The sequence below is a fragment of the Qipengyuania sp. B-5 genome (assembly GCF_056857815.1).
This window is the reverse complement of sequence record NZ_JBSXNU010000025.1, coordinates 46,184-65,292: the sequence shown is the minus strand read 5'-3', so window position 1 is coordinate 65,292 and position 19,109 is coordinate 46,184. Positions and strand designations below refer to the sequence as shown.

General features: G+C 61.8%; 21 protein-coding genes and 1 tRNA gene. 20 read left to right on the top strand and 2 right to left on the bottom strand.

Features of this window, described 5'->3' with window-relative positions:
- The first annotated feature begins 356 nt into the window (after nt 1–356).
- The 10 genes from pyrH to rpmE all read left to right on the top strand — a co-directional run bounded on the left by pyrH (nt 357) and on the right by rpmE (nt 9,714).
- Complete coding sequence (pyrH, locus tag AC13CE_RS02460; protein WP_221540216.1) at nt 357–1,082, top strand: UMP kinase; 726 nt, start codon at nt 357–359, stop codon at nt 1,080–1,082.
- Nucleotides 1,083–1,112: 30 nt separating this feature from the next.
- Nucleotides 1,113–1,670 carry a ribosome recycling factor gene (gene frr / locus AC13CE_RS02455; protein ID WP_221540214.1) on the top strand — a complete coding sequence of 186 codons (558 nt, stop codon included), beginning with the start codon at nt 1,113–1,115 and terminating at the stop codon, nt 1,668–1,670.
- Between the two features lie 26 nt (nt 1,671–1,696).
- On the top strand, nt 1,697–2,380 hold the full coding sequence (uppS, locus tag AC13CE_RS02450) for a polyprenyl diphosphate synthase (RefSeq protein ID WP_482971362.1): 684 nt from the start codon (nt 1,697–1,699) through the stop codon (nt 2,378–2,380).
- On the top strand, nt 2,367–3,113 hold the full coding sequence (locus tag AC13CE_RS02445) for a phosphatidate cytidylyltransferase (RefSeq protein ID WP_482971361.1): 747 nt from the start codon (nt 2,367–2,369) through the stop codon (nt 3,111–3,113). Before uppS ends, AC13CE_RS02445 begins: the two co-directional genes overlap by 14 nt.
- A gap of 2 nt (nt 3,114–3,115) precedes the next feature.
- A complete protein-coding gene (gene dxr, locus AC13CE_RS02440) occupies nt 3,116–4,264 on the top strand; it encodes a 1-deoxy-D-xylulose-5-phosphate reductoisomerase (protein WP_482971360.1) in 1,149 nt (382 codons plus the stop codon).
- A gap of 1 nt (nt 4,265) precedes the next feature.
- Nucleotides 4,266–5,399, top strand: a complete 1,134-nt coding sequence (gene rseP / locus AC13CE_RS02435; RefSeq protein ID WP_482971359.1) for an RIP metalloprotease RseP — start codon at nt 4,266–4,268, stop codon at nt 5,397–5,399.
- A 138-nt stretch (nt 5,400–5,537) separates the two neighbouring features.
- Complete coding sequence (gene bamA, locus AC13CE_RS02430) at nt 5,538–8,234, top strand: outer membrane protein assembly factor BamA (RefSeq protein WP_482971358.1); 2,697 nt, start codon at nt 5,538–5,540, stop codon at nt 8,232–8,234.
- Nucleotides 8,234–8,917: an OmpH family outer membrane protein gene (locus AC13CE_RS02425; protein ID WP_221540208.1), complete on the top strand. Its 684-nt coding sequence runs from the start codon at nt 8,234–8,236 to the stop codon at nt 8,915–8,917. Before bamA ends, AC13CE_RS02425 begins: the two co-directional genes overlap by 1 nt.
- Before the next feature lie 25 nt (nt 8,918–8,942).
- The gene (gene fabZ / locus AC13CE_RS02420) at nt 8,943–9,395 is read left to right on the top strand and encodes a 3-hydroxyacyl-ACP dehydratase FabZ (protein ID WP_482971357.1); all 453 of its coding nucleotides are present in this window, start codon (nt 8,943–8,945) and stop codon (nt 9,393–9,395) included.
- A 94-nt stretch (nt 9,396–9,489) separates the two neighbouring features.
- Nucleotides 9,490–9,714, top strand: coding sequence for a 50S ribosomal protein L31 (gene rpmE, locus AC13CE_RS02415; RefSeq protein ID WP_221540203.1), 225 nt, complete (start codon nt 9,490–9,492; stop codon nt 9,712–9,714).
- 61 nt (nt 9,715–9,775) lie between these two features.
- Here rpmE and AC13CE_RS02410 read toward each other — a convergent pair whose 3' ends face one another.
- Complete coding sequence (locus AC13CE_RS02410; RefSeq protein WP_482971356.1) at nt 9,776–10,093, bottom strand: TraR/DksA family transcriptional regulator; 318 nt, start codon at nt 10,091–10,093, stop codon at nt 9,776–9,778.
- Complete coding sequence (locus AC13CE_RS02405) at nt 10,090–10,728, bottom strand: prolyl hydroxylase family protein (RefSeq protein WP_221540199.1); 639 nt, start codon at nt 10,726–10,728, stop codon at nt 10,090–10,092. Before AC13CE_RS02405 ends, AC13CE_RS02410 begins: the two co-directional genes overlap by 4 nt.
- A gap of 194 nt (nt 10,729–10,922) precedes the next feature.
- Here AC13CE_RS02405 and AC13CE_RS02400 point away from each other — a divergent pair.
- The 10 genes from AC13CE_RS02400 to AC13CE_RS02355 all read left to right on the top strand — a co-directional run bounded on the left by AC13CE_RS02400 (nt 10,923) and on the right by AC13CE_RS02355 (nt 19,085).
- Nucleotides 10,923–10,999: transfer RNA gene (locus AC13CE_RS02400), tRNA-His, on the top strand.
- A gap of 52 nt (nt 11,000–11,051) precedes the next feature.
- Nucleotides 11,052–12,116 carry a Leu/Phe/Val dehydrogenase gene (locus tag AC13CE_RS02395; protein WP_482971355.1) on the top strand — a complete coding sequence of 355 codons (1,065 nt, stop codon included), beginning with the start codon at nt 11,052–11,054 and terminating at the stop codon, nt 12,114–12,116.
- Nucleotides 12,117–12,171: 55 nt separating this feature from the next.
- Nucleotides 12,172–12,894 (top strand): heme ABC transporter permease CcmC, encoded by a 723-nt coding sequence (gene ccmC, locus AC13CE_RS02390; protein ID WP_482971354.1) that lies wholly within the window; start codon nt 12,172–12,174, stop codon nt 12,892–12,894.
- Nucleotides 12,894–13,049: a hypothetical protein gene (locus tag AC13CE_RS02385; protein WP_482971353.1), complete on the top strand. Its 156-nt coding sequence runs from the start codon at nt 12,894–12,896 to the stop codon at nt 13,047–13,049. The genes ccmC and AC13CE_RS02385 overlap by 1 nt, the downstream gene beginning before the upstream one ends.
- On the top strand, nt 13,046–13,507 hold the full coding sequence (gene ccmE / locus AC13CE_RS02380) for a cytochrome c maturation protein CcmE (protein ID WP_482971352.1): 462 nt from the start codon (nt 13,046–13,048) through the stop codon (nt 13,505–13,507). The genes AC13CE_RS02385 and ccmE overlap by 4 nt, the downstream gene beginning before the upstream one ends.
- Nucleotides 13,504–15,459, top strand: a complete 1,956-nt coding sequence (locus tag AC13CE_RS02375; RefSeq protein WP_482971351.1) for a heme lyase CcmF/NrfE family subunit — start codon at nt 13,504–13,506, stop codon at nt 15,457–15,459. The genes ccmE and AC13CE_RS02375 overlap by 4 nt, the downstream gene beginning before the upstream one ends.
- Nucleotides 15,456–15,983 carry a DsbE family thiol:disulfide interchange protein gene (locus AC13CE_RS02370; protein WP_473820377.1) on the top strand — a complete coding sequence of 176 codons (528 nt, stop codon included), beginning with the start codon at nt 15,456–15,458 and terminating at the stop codon, nt 15,981–15,983. Before AC13CE_RS02375 ends, AC13CE_RS02370 begins: the two co-directional genes overlap by 4 nt.
- On the top strand, nt 15,980–16,384 hold the full coding sequence (locus AC13CE_RS02365) for a cytochrome c-type biogenesis protein (protein WP_473820378.1): 405 nt from the start codon (nt 15,980–15,982) through the stop codon (nt 16,382–16,384). The genes AC13CE_RS02370 and AC13CE_RS02365 overlap by 4 nt, the downstream gene beginning before the upstream one ends.
- Nucleotides 16,381–17,028 (top strand): tetratricopeptide repeat protein, encoded by a 648-nt coding sequence (locus tag AC13CE_RS02360; RefSeq protein ID WP_473820379.1) that lies wholly within the window; start codon nt 16,381–16,383, stop codon nt 17,026–17,028. Before AC13CE_RS02365 ends, AC13CE_RS02360 begins: the two co-directional genes overlap by 4 nt.
- A 119-nt stretch (nt 17,029–17,147) precedes the next feature.
- Nucleotides 17,148–19,085, top strand: coding sequence for a potassium transporter Kup (locus AC13CE_RS02355; RefSeq protein ID WP_473820380.1), 1,938 nt, complete (start codon nt 17,148–17,150; stop codon nt 19,083–19,085).
- Nucleotides 19,086–19,109 lie beyond the last annotated feature (24 nt).

The following is a 19,109-nucleotide window of genomic DNA, read 5'->3' as shown; positions in this document are numbered from 1 at the left end:
TGCATGAGGTCCGGCGGGGCCGCCACCCGAACCGCGCCGATCAGGCATCCGCCCGCGGGGTCTTTCGCAGAGCAATCTGCAAAAGGTCCCCGTCATTCTCGCTCTCGGGAGCTACGCCTCGCCTCGCGCAAGGTTCGCCCGACCGCGTGATCTGTTTCTATCTGCGCTACCGCCCTTCGGGCTGCTTGAGCGCAGGTGCTTCCCACGGCGCTACAGTCCGGGCTCGCCGCCGGATGTTTTTACGTGTCTGCTCTCCGCGCGCCAAGCGCCCTTCGCCCTCTCGCGGCCTTTCCCTTTGCGCCTCAAGCCCTTCATGGCTAAGGAGCCGCAAACCCTGCAGATAGAGACCAGCCAGCATGACCCTCCCGAAGATGAACCGCGTCCTCCTGAAATTGTCGGGCGAGGTGCTGATGGGGGACCAGCAGTTCGGGATCGATCCGGCTTTCGTTCTGGAGCTGGCGCAGGAAGTGAAGGCGGCCAAGGAAACGGGCCTCGAAATCTGCCTCGTCATCGGCGGGGGCAACATCTTCCGCGGCATGGCCGGGGCGGCGCAGGGGATGGACCGCGCGCAGGCCGATTACATGGGCATGCTCGCCACGGTGATGAATGCGCTGGCGATGCAGAGCGCGCTGGAGCAGCTGGGCGTCCAGACCCGCGTGCAGAGCGCGGTGCAGATGGACCAGGTGTGCGAACCCGTGATCCGCCGCCGGGCCGAACGGCACCTGGAAAAGGGCCGCGTGGTAATCTTTGCTGCCGGCGTTGGCGCACCCTATTTCACCACCGACAGCGGCGCGGCTCTGCGGGCCGCAGAAATGAACTGCGATGCGCTGCTCAAGGGAACCAGCGTCGACGGGGTTTACGACAGCGATCCCAAGCGCAATGCCGATGCCAAACGTTACGAAACCGTGAGTTACGGCAAGGTTCTGGCAGACAATCTCAGGGTCATGGATGCCAGCGCCGTGGCATTATGCCGTGACAATGATATTCCGATCGTGGTCTTCTCCATCCGCGAGAAGGGCAATCTGGCGCGCGTGCTTTCGAACAAGGGCGTGCAGACCATCGTGACCGATCACACCGCATAAGAGACGACTGAAAAGACGAGGAAGCCGACCATGGCAAAATACGACAAAGCAGATATCGAACGCCGGATGAAAGGCGCGATCGACAGCCTGCGGGGCGATCTTTCGGGCCTGCGCACAGGCCGCGCCAACACCAGCCTGCTCGATCCGGTTATGGTCGAGGTTTATGGCTCGATGATGCCATTGAACCAGGTCGCCACCGTATCGGCTCCCGAACCGCGCATGCTGAGCGTGCAGGTATGGGACAAGGCCAATGTCACCGCGGTCGAAAAGGGTATCGCCAAAGCGAATCTCGGGCTCAACCCGATGATCGACGGCCAGAACGTCCGCCTGCCGATGCCCGACCTGACCGAGGAACGCCGCATGCAGCTCGCCAAGGTGGCCGGGGAATATGGCGAGAAGGCCAAGATCGCCATCCGCAATGTTCGCCGTGACGGCATGGAAGCGCTGAAGGAAGACGAGAAGAAGAAGGAAATCTCGGAAGACGACCAGAAGCGCGGCGAAACCGAAGTCCAGAAGCTGACCGATCAATATGTGACCGAGACGGACCAGCTCGTAGCCAAGAAGGTACAGGAAATCCTGAGCCAGTAACCGGCTTTTCGGATAGTCTTTCGCCAATGACCGAAAAAACCCAGCATGCGCGCCATGTCGCCATCATCATGGACGGCAACGGACGCTGGGCGAAGCGCAAGCATTTGCCGCGTGCGATGGGCCACCGCAAGGGCGTGGAAGCCGTGCGCGAACTGGTGCGCGGCCTCAAGGACACGTCGATCGAGTGCCTGACGCTCTACGCCTTTTCATCGGAGAACTGGAACCGGCCCGAAGACGAGGTCGAGGACCTGATGGATCTGATGCGCAAGTTCATCAAATCCGACCTGCCGGAATTCATCGCCAATGACGTGCGGCTGAAGATAATCGGCGACTGGCAATCGCTTGCGCCCGATATCGTGAAGATGCTCGAAGATGCATTGGCAAAGACTGCCCAGGGTTCGCGCACTCTGGCGGTTGCGCTCAACTACGGCGCGCGGGGTGAAATCGCGCAGGCCGCGGCCAGGGCGGCGGCGGCGGGCGAAGTGACCGAGCGCAGTATCGCCGCGAACCTCTATACGGCCGACCTGCCGCCGCTTGACCTGCTCATCCGCACCAGCGGCGAGGTGCGCCTGTCGAATTTCCTCTTGTGGCAATCCGCTTATGCGGAAATGATCTTCACCGAGGTTTTGTGGCCCGACTTCACGCTGGAGCACCTGCAGGATGCGCTGGCCGAGTTTGCGGGCAGGGAGAGGCGTTTTGGGGGAAGGTGAAGCCGGACAGGTGCCGCGCAAGCGCGATGTGCTGAGGGACCGCGCGCTCCGCTACATGGCGGTGCCGCTGTCGGTCCGCACATCCGACCTCCCGGTGCGTGTCGCCTCGGCGCTGGTGATGCTGGCAGTGGCCGGTCTTGCCGCCTGGCTGGATGGCCTCTGGTTCGATCTGTTTGTCGGCGCGGTGGCAGCGGCAAGCCTGTTCGAATTCTCGCGGCTGGTCTGGCGCGGCGCGGAATCTCCGCTCTGGCGGATCGCGGGGCTGATATTCGGTCTCGTCTATATCGCAGCCGCAGCCTCGATCCTCATGAGCTTCCCGATCACGGTGGTCCTGGGCGTACTTGCGGTCGTGATTGCCACGGACACGGGCGCCTATTTCAGCGGGCGCAGCATCGGCGGGCCGAAGATCGCGCCCGGCATCAGCCCGTCGAAGACCTGGGCCGGCCTGTTCGGGGGGATGACTGCAGCAGGGCTCGTTTCGTGGGGCTTCTTCTATTCCAATGTCGGTGAGCGGGCATTCTCGCCGATGGGGCTGGGGGCCGTGGCGGTGGGTGCCGGATTGGCAATCCTGGCGCAATGCGGCGACTTTTTCGAAAGCTGGCTCAAACGGCGTGCCCGCATGAAGGACAGTTCCAACCTCATCCCCGGCCATGGCGGCGTGCTCGACCGTGTCGACGGGATTCTTCCCGTGGTACTGGCAGCGGGCATCCTGTGGTATCAGGTCCACCCCTGATTATGCGCAGCATCACCATCCTCGGCGCGACCGGATCGGTCGGCGCATCCACCCTCGATCTGGTCCGGCGCAATCCGGAGGCCTGGCGGATCGTGGCGCTGACGGCCCATTCCAATGCTGCGGAACTCGCAAGGCTGGCCCGGGAATTCGGCGCCAGGCTCGCCGTGATCGCCGACGAATCCCGCTACGCCGAACTCAAGGAAGCGCTCGCTGGCTCGGATGTCGAAGTGGCAGCCGGGCGCACAGCCTTGTGCGAAGCGGCGGCGCGGCCCGCAGATATCGTGATGGCGGCGATCGTCGGCTGTGCGGGGCTGGGCCCGGTGATGGCGGCAATCGAGCAGGGACGCACGGTGGCGCTCGCGAACAAGGAGGCGCTGGTCTCCGCCGGCGAGGTGATGACCGCTGCGGTAAAGAAGCACAGCGCGACGCTGCTGCCGGTCGACAGCGAACACAATGCGATCTTCCAGTGCCTGCAGGGAGGCAGGATCGACGAAGTCCGCACGATCACGCTCACCGCCAGTGGCGGGCCGCTGCGGCTGGTCGAGGATCTGGACGCGGTCACGCCCGCTCAGGCCATTGCGCACCCCAATTGGGACATGGGTGCGAAGATCAGTGTCGACAGCGCCACCATGTTCAACAAGGGCCTCGAACTGATCGAGGCGCACCATCTGTTTCCCGTCGGCCTCGACCGCTTGCGGATCGTGGTCCATCCGCAGAGCGTGATCCATTCGATGGTCGAATATCGCGACGGCTCCACACTGGCCCAGCTGGGTCCATCCGACATGCGCGTGCCGATCGCTTCGTGCCTTGCCTACCCTGCACGGATGGATACGCCGATGGAACCGCTGGACCTCGCGGGTATTGGCGAACTCAGCTTTTTCAAGCCCGATGAAGAACGCTTCCCCGCGACCAAGCTGGCGCGGCAGGCGGCGGAAGAAGGCGGGTCAGCCCCGGCCACGCTCAATGCCGCCAACGAGGTCGCCGTGGCGGCATTCCTTGCTGGTAAGATAAAGTTCAGCCGCATCCCGATAATGGTGGAGGCCGTACTGAATGCCGGAAACCTTCCGCCTGCTCCCCAATCGCTCGATGACGTGCTCGTAATCGACGAGGCGGCGCGCAGGCTGGCCACGGCCCAAATGGAGATTGCCTGAGTTGGACGCTTCGATTCCCTTCTGGTTGTATATCGTCGGTTTCCCGTTGTTGCTGGGGCCGCTGGTGACGTTGCACGAGCTTGGCCACTACCTCGTCGGACGGTGGTTCGGCGTGAAAGCGCAGGCCTTTTCGGTCGGTTTCGGCAAGGAACTGGTCGGCTGGACCGACAAGCGCGGCACACGGTGGAAACTCTGCGCCCTGCCGCTGGGCGGCTATGTCCAGTTCAAGGGCGACATGGACCCGGCCAGCATCCCCCATCCCGATGAGGCGGACAAGGCTACGCCCGAGGAACGGGACGGCAGCTTCCACCACGCCGCGCTATGGAAGCGGGCGCTGATAGTCTTCGCCGGTCCTGCAATGAACATAATCATCACGCTGGCGATCTTCGCGAGCTTCTTCGCTTTCTTCGGCAAGCCGGTCTCGGCCGATCCCAGCGAAACCAACGTGATCCAGAGTTTTGCCGAACAGTCCGCCGCGCGCGAGGCTGGGCTGGAGGAAGGCGACCGGATCGTCGCCATCGATGGCGACAGGATCAGCCAGTTCCAGGACATCCAGGACCGCGTGCTGATGTTCCCGGGCGAGACGATCGAGGTGGGCGTCCTGCGTGATGGCGACAGGGTGACGATACCCGTCACCATTGCCGACAGCGTGGAAACCGATCGTTTCGGCAATTCCTCGCGAGTCGGGCGGCTTGGAATCTATTCTACCGGAATGGCTTTCGAACCGGTTGGAATTGGCGAAGCGGTCAGCCTGTCTTTCGTCCAGTCCGCCAATCTGGTCGACATGATGGTCACCGGTATCAAGCAGATCATCGTCGGGGATCGGTCGGTCAAGGAACTCGGCGGACCGGTCACGATAGGCAAATATGCAGGCGAGCAGCTGAGCATGGGACCGCTCGCTTTCATCAATTTCGCCGCCCTGATCTCGCTTAACTTGGCATTCATCAATCTCCTGCCAATCCCGGCGCTCGACGGCGGGCACCTGGCTTTCTATGCGGCAGAAGCAATCCGCCGCAAACCGCTGGGTCCCCGTTCAACGGAGGTGGCCTATCGGGCCGGTGTGGCACTGGTGCTTGCACTGATGGTTTTCGTCACCTTCATCGATATCGCCAAACTTCCCTTTTTCGGGAATTAGGCGGGGACAGGCCGATGTCCATTCGCCTTCGGCGGTGTGACACGGCTTGATTGCGCAGCTTGCATCGGGCAGGGGGCCAATCGGCTGTCTGCGCATGGCAGGCGAGGTATGATTTCAAGGACGGGAACCCCCTTGTCGATGACTGGATTTGCGATTGCCGCGGGCAATAGGAATACGCGGGCCACGCGTATCATGGCGGGCCTGCTTGCCGGAACCATCATGGGCAGCCTGCCGAGCACTGCACTGGCGCAGGAAACGTCCGAAGAACCGGAGACCGCTCAGCCGGCGGCGGTTCAGCAGCAGGATGTCGTTCGTTCGATTGCGGTATCGGGTGCCCAGCGTCTCGAGCCGCAGACGATTCTCTCCTACATCCGGCTTCGTCCGGGCGATGCCTATACGCAGGCGGCAGGCGACGGCGTCCTCAAGGACCTTTACGCGACCGAGCTTTTCTCCAACGTCAGCGTTGTGAACGATGGCGGTAACGTCGTGATCACGGTGGTCGAAAACCCGGTGATCAACCGAATCCTTCTCGAAGGTAACGAGCGGATCAAGAGCGACAAGATCCTGCCCGAAATCCGGCTGGCCCCGCGCCAAATCTTTACCCGTTCCAAGGTCCGTGCCGATGTTGCGCGCATCATCGAACTCTACAAGCGGCAGGGTCGCTTCGCCGCGACGGTAGAGCCGCAGATGGTGCAGCTCAGCCAGAACCGCGTCGATATCGTGTTCGAGATCGAGGAGGGGCCGAAATCGAAGGTCCGCCAGATCAACATTATCGGCAACGAAAAGTTCGACGATGGCGAGCTCAAGAGCGAGATGGTCACCAAGCAGACCGGCGGCCTGCTCAGCTTCCTCAGCTCGAACACCAGCTACGACCCCGACCGTCTTGCCTTCGACCAGCAGAACCTGCGTACCTTCTACCTGACCGAAGGCTATGCGGACTTCCGCGTGGTTTCGGCCGTGGCCGAACTTACGCCCGACAAGGAAGACTTCATCATCACCTATGTGGTGGAAGAGGGCGAGCGCTATAAGTTCGGCGATGTCGAAGTGCAGAGCGAATTGCGCGATTTCGACAGCGAGGCACTGACCGAGCGGCTGGCGATGAAGTCGGGCGATTTCTACAACGCCAAGCTGGTCGAAGACACGGTCGAGCAGATGACCGACCTTGCCGGGACTTTCGGCTATGCCTTTGCCGACATCCGACCCGAATTCCGCCGTAACCCCGAAGACCTCACGATGGACGTCACCTTCGTCCTGCGCGAGGCGCCGCGCGTCTATGTCGAGCGGATCGATGTCAACGGCAATACGCTGACGCAGGACAAGGTCGTGCGCCGCGAATTCCGCGTGGCGGAAGGAGATGCGTTCAACAGCCTCGCCATCAAGCGGTCGGAAGCGCGCATCAAATCGCTGGGCTATTTCCAGGAGAACTTCGAGATCACGCAGGTCGAAGGCAGTGCGCCCGACCGCGTTATCCTGGAAGCCAATATCGAAGAGCAGCCGACGGGCGAACTCCAGCTTTCCGCCGGGTTCTCGTCGCTGGAGCGGTTCATTCTTTCCGGTTCTATTCGCCAGCGCAACTTCCGCGGGCGTGGCCAGACGGTCGGCCTGAGCCTGAATTATTCCGGCTATTCCAAGTCGGCGCAGGTCAGCTTTACCGAACCCTATGTGTTCGATCGCAATATCTCGCTGGGTGCGGACGTCTATCACCGCGAGGTCGATAACGACTATTTCAACAGCGGTTTCTCGACCTACGAGCAGTCGACCACGGGTCTTTCGGTGCGCGCCGGTGTTCCCCTCAGCGAATACATGTCTCTCATCGGAAGCTATACCCTCAACCGCGAAGACGTCTCGATCGCCGGGAGCGACTTTGCCGATCTCGACGGCGACGGGGTGGAAGAGTGCGTCACCTCGCGCTTCATCTGCGAAGCGGTGGGCAAACGCACCGCTTCGATCATCGGTCTGACCATCAATCACGACACCCTCGACAGCAGGCTGCGGCCGACACGCGGCGAGACGATTTCCTTGACTGGCGAATTCGCCGGGCTGGGCGGCGATGTGAAATATCTCCGCATGCGCTCGCGCATGGGTAAGTGGTTCAACCTCGGCAGCGGGTTCATCTTCTCCCTGAATGCCGAAGGGGGATGGATCGAAGCCCTGAAGGACAACCCGACCCCCGGCTTCGATGACGTGCGCCTGACCGATCGCTTCTTCCTGGGCGAGCCGCAGTTCCGCGGTTTCGACATTCGGGGCGTCGGTCCGCGCATCGTGCGATTGAATTACCTCGTCGATCCGGAAAATCCCGAAGGGCCGCGAATCCTCGAATCGCTCGAGGACGTACAGAATCAGGACAACCGTCGCTTTGCCGACGCGCTTGGTGGCCGTGCATATTATCTTGGCCGCGCAGAACTCGAGATTCCGCTCGGTTCGGGCGCCCGTGAAATGGGCTTGCGTCCTTCGATCTGGGCGGATGTCGGCTCGCTCTTCGGGCTCGACACACCCAACCTTATCGACAACCCCAATGGCAGGCAGTTGACCAATTCGGCCGGCGAACTGCTTTACCTGCAACCCGTTCTGGACGACGATGGTGAGCCCACGGGCCAGTTCGCCAACGTCACTGATCCGACTGCGCCCGATGGTACGGCGAACGATCCGCTCCTCGGAGATTTCTACAAGGAACTCTACCTCGGGGACGACATCTCGCCGCGTGTCACGGTGGGTGTGGGCGTGAACTGGAACTCGCCCTTCGGACCGTTCAGGATCGATATATCCCACGCGCTTATCAAGCAGCGCGGAGACGACACCAAAACTCTTTCCTTCAATGTAGGAACGCAATTCTGATGAAATTCCTTTCGAAAACCTTCGCCGCTGCAAGCATTGCGAGTGCCGCCATCGTTGCCGGTCCCGCCGCAGCGCAGGTCAGTGGCAATATCGCGGTGGTCAACCCGCCCGCTACCATCGCTGCCAGCAGTGCGCTGAACACTGCATACCAGCAGATCGGTACGACCTATTCGTCGCAGATCACCCAGATCCAGCAAAAGCAGCAGCAGGCACAGACGCTGCTGCAGCAGCTCGACAGCAATAATGACGGCAATCTGGACCAGACCGAGCAGCAGGCAGCACAGAACGCGCCTCAGGCTCAGCAGATCCAGACGCTGGAGCGTGAAATCGCCCAGCTTTCGAACCAGATCGACAGCGCACGCGTCTATGCGATCGAGCAGATCCTTCAGCAGTACGGTGCGGCTCTTCAGACCGTGACTACTGCCGACAATATCCAGGTTGTGCTGTCGCCCGATGGCGTTTCATGGTCCGCTCCGGCGGCCAATATCAACCAGAAGGTAGTCGCGGCGCTGAACGCCCGGGTCCCTTCGGTGCAGATCACGCCGCCGCAAGATTGGCAGCCAAGCCAGCAAGCTGTCGGTGTGTATCAGCAGGTCCAGCAGATCCTGATGGTCGCCGCTTCCCGCCAGCAGGCGGCAAGCCAGCAGCAACAGCAGCAGCCGGCACAGCCGACCGGTCGCTAAGAGCAACATCGCAGGAGCAGGGGACATGAGCGAGACCGGTTTCGACATCGTCGAGGTGCTGAAGCGCCTGCCGCATCGCTATCCCCTGCTGCTTGTCGATCGGGTCAAGGAACTCGTGCCGGACGAGCGCATCCACGCGGTCAAGGCGGTCAGTTTCAACGAGGACTTCTTCCAGGGGCACTTTCCCGGTTCTCCGATCATGCCCGGCGTGCTCCAGATCGAAGCGCTGGCGCAGGCCGCCGGCGTGCTCGCCGTAGAAAGCCTCGGGCTCGTAGGTTCCGGCAAGCTGGTCTATTTCATGGCGATCGAGAACGCGAAATTCCGCGCTCCGGTAACACCGGGGGTCTTGCTCGATCTCAAGGCCGAATTCGTCCAGAAGCGTGCGCGTGTGTGCAAGTTCTCGGGCGAGGCTTCGGTCGAAGGGAAGGTGACCTGTGAGGTCGGTTTCACTGCCATGATTGCGGATGCACCCGAATAGCCTTGCGAATCCGGGGCAGCGCCGCTAAGGGCGCAGCCTTTCCCAACACAGCTGGACCGGTCGGTACCGCTCCGATGCTAGAAGGACGTTTATCATGAAGGCCGAAGGTCACCCCGATTACCACATGATCACGGTCAAGATGACCGATGGCACCGAATTCCAGACGCGCTCGACCTGGGGCAAGGAAGGCGACACGCTGACGCTCGACATCGACCCCACCAGCCACCCGGCATGGACCGGCGGCAAGCAGCAGCTTCAGGAAGGCGGCCGAGTGGCAGCTTTCAACAAGCGCTTCGGCGGTCTTTCGCTCAAGAAGTAATCTTGGAGCGCAGACGATTTTCGAAGGGCGGTCCCGAGGGGCCGCCCTTTTCTATTGCATGTCAGGCAGCGCAGTCGATGCAGAGCGTCGCGATCGGACGCGCTTCGAGCCGGGCCCGCGCGATAGTTTTGCCGCAACTTGCGCAGGTTCCATAGGTGCCGCTTTCTATTCGGTGTAGCGCCTGGCGCACCTGGGCTATTTCTTGCCGCAAGATCATATCGACGCCCTCAAGGGCTTCGTCATCGGCGAGGTCAACCGCTTGTTCGCTCGAATCGGCGTCGAGTGGATGCCGCAGGTCATCCTCGATGACATCGGCGCGCTCGAGCAGGTCGGCAAGGCGCTGGCGGAGTTGTATTTGCAAATTGCTATAGTCGGTCATTCCCACCCCCAGGGCAGTTCTCGGTACCACTTGGTTATCACATATTTCACCCCGAGCCTTACTTTCATTCCGTGGTGGATCGTGTTCGGGTTCTCCCGCCCGTCAGGCCGCATGTTGTTCCAGCACACCAGCTTTCCGGTTTCGGGCTGGAAGGTCTTCTTCACCGCCTTGAACCGCGTTGCGCCACCAGCATCGACTTCGTTGAGATAGACCATGAAGGTCCAGGTGCGCTGACCTGCGACCGCACAGTACTTGTCCCAGTCGCGGCCGCCGCGGTTGAAATAGTCGCAATGCGGTTTGAATTCCTGGCCGACGTCGTAACGCTGGCCCTGCAACGGCTCTCCATAAGCGGGATCGATCCCGTTCAATGCGGCGAGCATGGCTTCCATCTCGCGTACGGCAGGTTCTTCCGGCTCCAGATCGCAGGTTTCGCTGGTCCGGAAATAGTGATCGTCGCCCGCGTCGGCGAGGGTAGACGGACGGCGGTCTTTTTCGATCAGTTCGATCAGGCGCCTGCACAAGTCGGGGCTCGCAAAATTGCGCAGCTGGAAGAGCTCTATCTTGTCGGAAGGCAAACGCTGGACGCCTGCGCGTGAGATCAATAATTCGCTCGAAGATTCGCCGGGTCGGTTCATGGATCGGCACGATAGCTGGACGCGATGGCTCCGCAAGCTGCGAAAGATAGTTGCGTGTAGCAACCCGAAATCGCTTTTTCACTTCCCATTCGCCCGATGTTATGCAACAGGCGCACGCCGTTGCGCGTGGCGGGTTGACGGCCCGTTCTTCGCGTATATGTGCCGCCTTCCCGGCAGCGTTCCGGGGGCGTGTGGCGATCGTAGCTCAGTTGGTTAGAGCGCCGGTTTGTGGTACCGGAGGTCGCGGGTTCGAACCCCGTCGATCGCCCCATTTTCTCCTTTCGCGCCGGGTCACGAAATACCTGCCAATGGGGTGACTTGCGATGACGGCATTCTGGACCGAAGCGGATTACGACGATCACGAACTCGTGCAGTTCGTGCGCGACCCGAAAAGCGGTCTCACCGCCATTATCGCACTCCATTCGACCCATCTCGGCCCGGGTGCCGGCGGTACGCGTTTCTGGCATTATGCCGAGCCGGCTGCCGCCATGCGCGATGCACTGCGCCTTTCGCGCGGCATGAGCTATAAAAACGCCATGGCCGGGCTGCCGATGGGCGGCGGCAAGGCAGTAATCCTCGCCGACGAAAACCGCACCAAGACCCCGGAAATGCTCGCCGCTTTCGCCGATGCGGTGGATGCGCTCGGCGGCCAATATGTGACAGCCGAAGACGTAGGCATTTCTGAAGCCGACATGGCTGCTGTCGCGGAACGCACGCAGTATGTCTCTGGCCTGCCGGTCGAAGGTAACGATGCCGCTGGCGGCGATCCCGGTCCTTTCACCGCGCTCGGCATCTTCCTGGGTATCAAGGCCGCGGTGAAGCACAAGCTCGGCAAGGACAGCATGGAAGGCGTCCATGTCGCGATCCAGGGCACAGGCAGCGTCGGTGGCGGTGTCGCGCGCCTGCTGGCCAAAGACGGGGCGAAGCTGACGCTGTCGGACATCAACGCCGATCGCTGCGCCGCGCTGGCAAAGGAACTCGATGCCGAATGCGTCGCGCCCGAAGCGATCATGTCGGTTCCCTGCGACGTTTTCAGCCCCAATGCCCTGGGCGCCATTCTGGACGACGAGGGCATCGGCAGCCTCGACTGCAAGATCGTGGCCGGCGGTGCCAACAACCAGCTCAAGCGCGGCGAGCATGGGCCGATGCTGGCCAAGCGCGGCATCCTTTATGCGCCGGATTACGTCATCAATGCGGGCGGAATCATTTCGGTCACGCTCGAATATCTCTGCCGCAAGGACAAGGCGCCCTGCGATATCAACGAGGTTCGCAAGCGGATCGCGCTGATTCCGGGGCGGCTCGAGCAGATCTGGCAGGAAAGCGACAAGACCGGCATTTCGCCGGATGTTGTTGCCGACAAGATGGCGCAGGAGCTCATCGGGCGCTGATCGTCCTTGCGGGCGAGGGCGGGGGCTGCAATAGACGGCAGCGACGGCTTACGACATGCATGGTTTCGCCAATCCCAAGCGCTTCCTGGCCCTTGCTGCCTGGTTGACACCACTTCTGTTGGTGAGCGGAATCATATTGTCTGCCGGCGCGCTTGTCTGGGGTTTCACCCAGGTTCCGCCAGACCGGCTGATGGGCGAAACCGTGCGTATCCTGTTCATTCACGTCCCGACCGCCTGGCTGGGGATGGGGGGCTGGACCGCGATTGCCATCTCCAGTCTCGTATTTCTCGTGTGGAGGCACCCGCTCGCAGCGCTTGCCGCGCGTGGCGCAGCCGTACCGGGCCTGGTCTTTACGCTGATCTGTCTTGCAACCGGCTCGATCTGGGGGCGTCCAACCTGGGGGGCGTGGTGGGTATGGGATGGCAGGCTCACTTCGATGCTGGTGCTCGCTTTCCTCTACATTGCCTATATTGCCCTCGCACAAGCGGCGGAGCGTGAGGGCGTTTCGGCGCGCATCCCGGCAATCTTCGGCCTATTGGGCGCAATCAACATCCCGATTATCAATCGGAGCGTCGTGTGGTGGAACTCGCTGCACCAGCCGCCGAGTATCACGCTGGGCAATAGCTCGATCGACGGCGTTTTCCTCGCCCCACTGCTGGTCGCGGTTGTCGGTTTCTCGCTCATTTTCGGCGGCGTGGTGCTGGCGCGCATGCGAGCACTTCTGGCCGACATACAGGCCGAAGCACGCCTGCGCCGCCGCGCGATGGAGATGGACTGATGCGTGAAGCTCTGGACCAGTGGAATTTCGTCTATCTGGCTTATGTCATCGGGGTCGGCGGCACTCTGGCGATGATCGCCTGGAGCTGGATCGCGATGAAGCGCGCCGAAGCGCGCCGTGCCAAGACACGTTCCGGCTCGAAGGCGGATAGATGAAAGCCAAGCACCAGCGTCTCGTCCTAGTGGTGCTCGCCCTCGCCGCGCTGATCGGTGCGGCGTTGCTGGCATCCTACGCGCTGCGCAATCAGGCGAGCTATTTCTATCTTCCCGAGCAGATGGAGGCCGACCCGCCCGAAGTCGGGCAGGCCGTCCGGCTTGGCGGCATGGTAGCAACGGATTCTCTGCAGACTTTGGCGGACGGTATCACCGTTACGTTCATCGTCACCGGCCGCGAGAATTCGGCAGTGCCGGTTCGCTATGCCGGAATCCTCCCCGATCTTTTCGTGGAAGGATCGGGCGTGGTTGCCGAAGGACGCCTCGCGGCCGACGGAACATTCGTTGCGGATAATCTGCTCGCCAAGCATGATGAAAATTACGTGCCGCGCGAGCTTGAAGGGATGAGCGAGCATCAGGCCGCCGAGATGGCCGAAGAGACGACGGTCGGTCTCGAATGATTGCAGAAATCGGTCTCGCGGCACTGTGGCTGGCGGCGGCACTGGCGGTGCTGCAGCTGGTGGGCGGCGTTCTCGCGCTGCGCGGCGGGACCGAAAGCGAACTTGCCGGGCTGACGCGTCCGGCAGCGATCCTGCAGGGCGGGCTCGTGGCCGTGTCCTTCGCCATGCTTTTGTGGGTTTTCGCCATCACCGATCTCTCGGTCAAACTGGTGGCGATGAATTCGCACACCATGAAGCCGCTTATCTTCAAGCTCTCGGGAGCCTGGGGCAATCACGAAGGCTCGATGCTGTTGTGGGTGACGGTGATGGCGCTGGCCGGAGCGCTGATCGCCGGGGTCGAGCGGCGTCTGCCCGAGCGTACCATGCAGGCGACGCTTGCAGCGCAAGGGTTCGTTGCGCTCGGCTTCTATGCTTTCCTTCTCCTCAGCTCCAATCCCTTCGAGCGACTTCCGCAACCAGCGGTAGAAGGGCTCGGGCTCAATCCGCTGCTTCAGGACATCGGTCTCGCGCTACATCCGCCGACGCTCTATTTCGGCTATGTCGGCCTGTCCGTCGCCTTCAGTTTCGCTGTGGGTGCCTTGATGACGCGGCAGGTCACGCCCGATTTCGCGCGCGCGATGCGCCCGTGGATCCTGGGGGCGTGGGTGTTCCTCACTTTGGGGATCACGGCGGGCAGTTACTGGGCCTATTACGAACTCGGCTGGGGTGGCTACTGGTTCTGGGACCCGGTCGAAAACGCATCGCTCATGCCTTGGCTCGCCGCGACCGCTCTGCTGCATTCGGCCAGCGTTCTGGCCAGCCGCGACGCTTTGCGGGTGTGGACGATCATGCTGGGAGTGGTCGCCTTTTCGATGTCGATGCTCGGCACCTTCCTCGTTCGTTCCGGCATACTGACAAGCGTCCATGCCTTCGCAGTCGATCCGGAGAGGGGGAGCTTCATCCTCTTCCTGCTGGCGCTGTACATCGGCGGGGCGTTGCTGCTGTTCGCCTTGCGGGCCGGGTCGATCAACGAGGGCGAGCGTTTCTCGGTGGCCAGTCGCGAAGGCGCGCTGGTGGTCAATAACGTTATGCTCAGCGCCATTCTTGCCGTCGTCCTGCTGGGCACGCTCTATCCGTTGTTGACCGAAGCCTTCGATGTGCGTGTTTCCGTGGGGCCGCCCTATTTCAATCCCGTCGGTGCCGTTTTTGCATTTCCGATGCTGGCAGTCATGGCGGTGGGTCCGCTTCTGCGCTGGCGCAAAGATAGCTGGGCGCGCATTTCGAAAGAAATCGCATTGGTCGCGGCATTGCTCCTTGCCGCATTGATACTCTGCACTGTGCTGTTCGGGGCGGCGCTTCTGCCCCTGCTGGGCCTTTCCTTTGCCGTGGCCCTTGGAGCGGCGAGCTTCCTGCCCCTGAAAGGACGGAGCCTCCTGCGCGTTCCTATCGCGACCTGGGGCATGGTAATCGCGCATTTCGGGATTGCCGTGGCACTGTTCGGAATGGCCAGCGAAGGCGCCTTCTCGCAAGAGAAGCTGGCAGCGCTCGAAGAGGGAGGAACGACGGCGGTAGGCCCCTGGGCCGTCCGGCTGGAATCGGTGGATCCGATCGCCGGTCCGAACTGGACCGCAATGGCCGGACAACTCGACGTTTCCTACAAGGGTGGCGAACCGACCCGGATTGCACCCGAATCGCGTAATTTCTGGGCGCCTGCTCAGCAGACCACCGAGAGCGTTCTGGTCACCCGCTGGAACGGACAACTCTATGCGGTGATGGGCGGAGAGAACAACGACGGTCGCTGGCAGCTGCGCCTGTGGTGGAAGCCGTTCGTGACCTTCATCTGGTATGGCGGCCTGCTGGTGGCGCTCGGCGGAGCCCTTGCACTCATTGGCCGCGTGCGGGTCGATTTGAGGCGGCGATCGGTACGTCGCAGACTTGCTGTGCGCCGCAAGGATGAGGAGGCCCTGGCATGAGCTGGCGTTTGTGGCTTCCTTTCCTGATATTTTTCGGTTTCCTGGGGCTTGCGGCCTACCAGCTGAGCCAGCCCAAGGACGAATTCATCAAGAGCACGATGGTGGGCAAGGAATTGCCCTACTTCACCTTGCCGCCTGCCAGCCTCGATCGACCAGGCGTCTACAGCAGCTATTTCCACGATGGCGGGCCGAAACTGCTCAACATCTGGGCGAGTTGGTGCCTGCCCTGCATCGCCGAAGCTCCGCAGCTGGAAAGGTTGAAAGAGGAGGGCGTGGAGATCGTCGGCGTCGCCATTCGCGACAAGCCTTCCGACGTGATGCGGTTTCTTGCCGAGCACGGCAATCCCTATACCCGCATAGGACGCGACGATCTGTCCGAAGTGCAGCTGGGTATCGGTTCGTCCGGAGTGCCTGAGACCTTCGTAATCGATGGCGAGGGCATCATCACCTACCAGCATATTGGCGATATCCGGCCAGAACATGTGCCTGTGCTTCTCGAAGAATTGCGCAAGGCCGAAGGATGAGAGCGCTCGCTATTCTATTGGCAGTCTTGATCGCGCTCCCGCTCGCGGCACAGGATTCCATGCCGCCAGCCCCTTATGCCTATCGCCAGCTCGACGATCCCGAGCAGGAAGCTGCGGCGCAGGAGTTGATGGAGACGCTGCGCTGTCTCAAGTGCCAGTCGCAATCCATCGCCGATAGCGATGCCCCGATGGCCGGAGATATGCGGCATCAGGTCCGCATCCGCATTGCGGCAGGCGAAGAGCCGGGCGAAATACGCCGCTGGCTGATGGATCGTTATGGCGATTACGTCAGCTACCAACCGGTGATGAGCGCGACGACCTGGCCGCTGTTTGCAGTTCCTGCGCTGCTGGTCGGCATCGCGGGCCTGCTGTTCTGGCGCCGATTCAGGAGGCGTGCATGAGCTGGGTTCCGATAATCGTCTTGGCCGCAGCGGTGTTCCTCGTCGCCGCCTTCCTGCTCAAGGTCAACCGCAGCGGCTGGACCCTGCTCGGCGCGACCCTGCTGTTCGGCCTTACAGGCTATGCGCTTCAAGGTAGTCCAGGCCAGCCCGCCGCACCTGGCATTGCCGCCGAACGGCAACAGGTCGACGGAGAGCTACTGATCTCCGCGCGCCGCGAATATTTCGACACATCCCAACTTCCATCACGCTGGATCACGACCGGCGATGCTTTCGCACGTCGCGGAGATTTTGCGCAGGCGGCCGGCTTCTATCGCAGCGCCACGCAGGAGAATGCCGGCGATCTGGAAGCCTGGTTGGCCCTGGGTATCGCCTTGGTCGAGCATGGCGATGGCCAACTCACCCCTGCGGCGCTCTATGCTTTCGAAAAGGCACAGGAGATCGACGAGGAGAACGCTGGCCCGCGCTACTTCCTCGGCCTGTCATGGCTGCGTATGGGCGAGGCCGGGAGAGCGCTGGAATTATGGCGCGAAGCCCTGCGGGCAGCACCCGAAGATGCGGAGTGGCGCGAATCGCTGGCTCTCCGGGTGATGCAGCTCGAAGCGATGTCCGGGCAAGGCACGCCGCAACCCGAAACGGACGACTAGGCCCGGAGCGGCGCGTATTGCTCCCTCTCCCCCTTGGTGCTAAGCGCCGCCCCCTTGCACGGGGGCAGGCATCCCGGATCTCAAGGTTTTGACGCTATGCGGCAGGTAACACCCTTTATATGAGCGAGGCGAACGTGCCAGATGCTGCACCCGTACAGGACGGGTCGAAAGCGCATGGCAACGGCCATGGAGCGTCGAAGACCGCGCTCGCCGTCGGCGCTGTGGGCATTGTCTTCGGTGATATCGGCACCAGTCCGCTTTACGCTTTCCGTGAGACTTTTGCCGGCGCGGCAAATATCGCCATCGACCGGATGCACGTGCTGGGCGTGGTCAGCCTGATTTTCTGGTCGATGCTCATCGTGGTTTCGATCCAGTATGTCACCATATTGATGCGCGCGGACAACAAGGGGCAGGGCGGAAGCCTTGCTCTTGTCGCGTTGCTGAGCCGGCACATCGGCCGATCGAAATACGGCTGGCTAGTGGTGTTGCTGGGAGTGTTCGCGACCTCGCTGTTCTACGGCGACAGCATGATTACGCCCGCGATTTCGGTGCTGTCTGCGGTGGAGGGTCTGACCGTCGTCAATCCCGGGCTCGACCCGCTGGTCATTCCCATCGCACTTCTCCTGCTGGTATTCCTCTTCTTCCTGCAGAGCCGCGGCACGGCCAAGGTGGGTGCACTCTTCGCCCCGGTGATGATCGTTTATTTTGTCACTATCGCGCTACTCGGCGCCAACCAGATATTGCAGAACCCGGACATTCTCTGGGCGCTGAACCCCTGGTATGCCGTGCAATTCTTCCTGACGGACGGCGTGGTTGCCTTCCTCGCCCTGGGTGCGGTGGTCCTGGCGGTTACGGGTTCGGAGGCACTCTATTCCGACATGGGGCACTTCGGCAGGGGGCCGATGCGGCTTTCCTGGTTCGGTTTCGTCATGCCTTGCCTCCTGCTCAACTATTTCGGGCAGGGAGCCATGATTGCCGGCCTGCCGGCGGAGCAGGCCGCGGAAGTCGTCCGCAATCCCTTCTTCCTTCTCGCAAGCGAAGAATACCGCCTGCCGCTGGTTATCCTAGCCACCGTGGCGACCTTTATCGCCAGCCAGGCGGTGATATCCGGCGCTTTCAGCATCACCCATCAGGCGATGCAGCTGGGCTTCATGCCACGTATGACCATCCGGCATACCAGCGAGACCGAGAGCGGCCAGATATACATCCCGGTGATCAACTGGGCGCTGATGATAGCGGTGATCCTGCTGGTGCTGACGTTTCAGTCATCTTCAAACCTTGCCGCGGCATATGGTATCGCCGTAACTGGCGCCGTCACCATCGACACGCTGCTGATGGGCGTGCTGTTCGTCGGCGTATGGAAGTGGAGGTGGTGGATAGCAGCGCCGGTCGTGATCTTCTTCCTGATCGTCGACGGTGCTTATTTTGCGGCCAATCTGGTGAAAATTCCCGATGGAGGCTGGTTCCCGCTCGTGGTCGGCCTCGTCGCTTTTACCCTGCTCACCACTTGGGCGCGCGGGCGGAAGCTGATGCGCGAGCGCATGCATGAGACCGCGCTGCCGATCGAAATCTTTGCCAAGAGCGCGAAGAATTCCGCTACGCGCGTGCCCGGCACGGCGATTTTCATGGCCAGCCAGACTGCGGGCGTTCCTTCCGCATTGCTGCACAATATCAAGCACAACAAGGTCCTCCACGAACGCGTGGTGATCCTGACCGTGCTGATCGCGGATGCCCCCTATGTGGACGAGAATGAGCGCTGCGAAATCCACGACCTCGGTGACGGCTTCTATCGCGCCGTTCTGCACTATGGTTTCATGCAGGAAACCAACGTCCCGCAGGGACTCAAGGAAATGGAACGCTGCGGCGGCGAATTCGACATGATGCACACCAGCTTCTTCCTTTCTCGCCAGACCCTGTTGCCGAGCGACAAGCCGGGCATGCCAATCTGGCGCGAGAAGATTTTCGCCTGGATGCTGAGAAATGCGGCGACGGCGATGGACTTCTTCAGGCTGCCGACCAACCGCGTGGTGGAGCTGGGGAGCCAAGTGGAAATCTAGTCACCTGGAACTGTAATCCATATC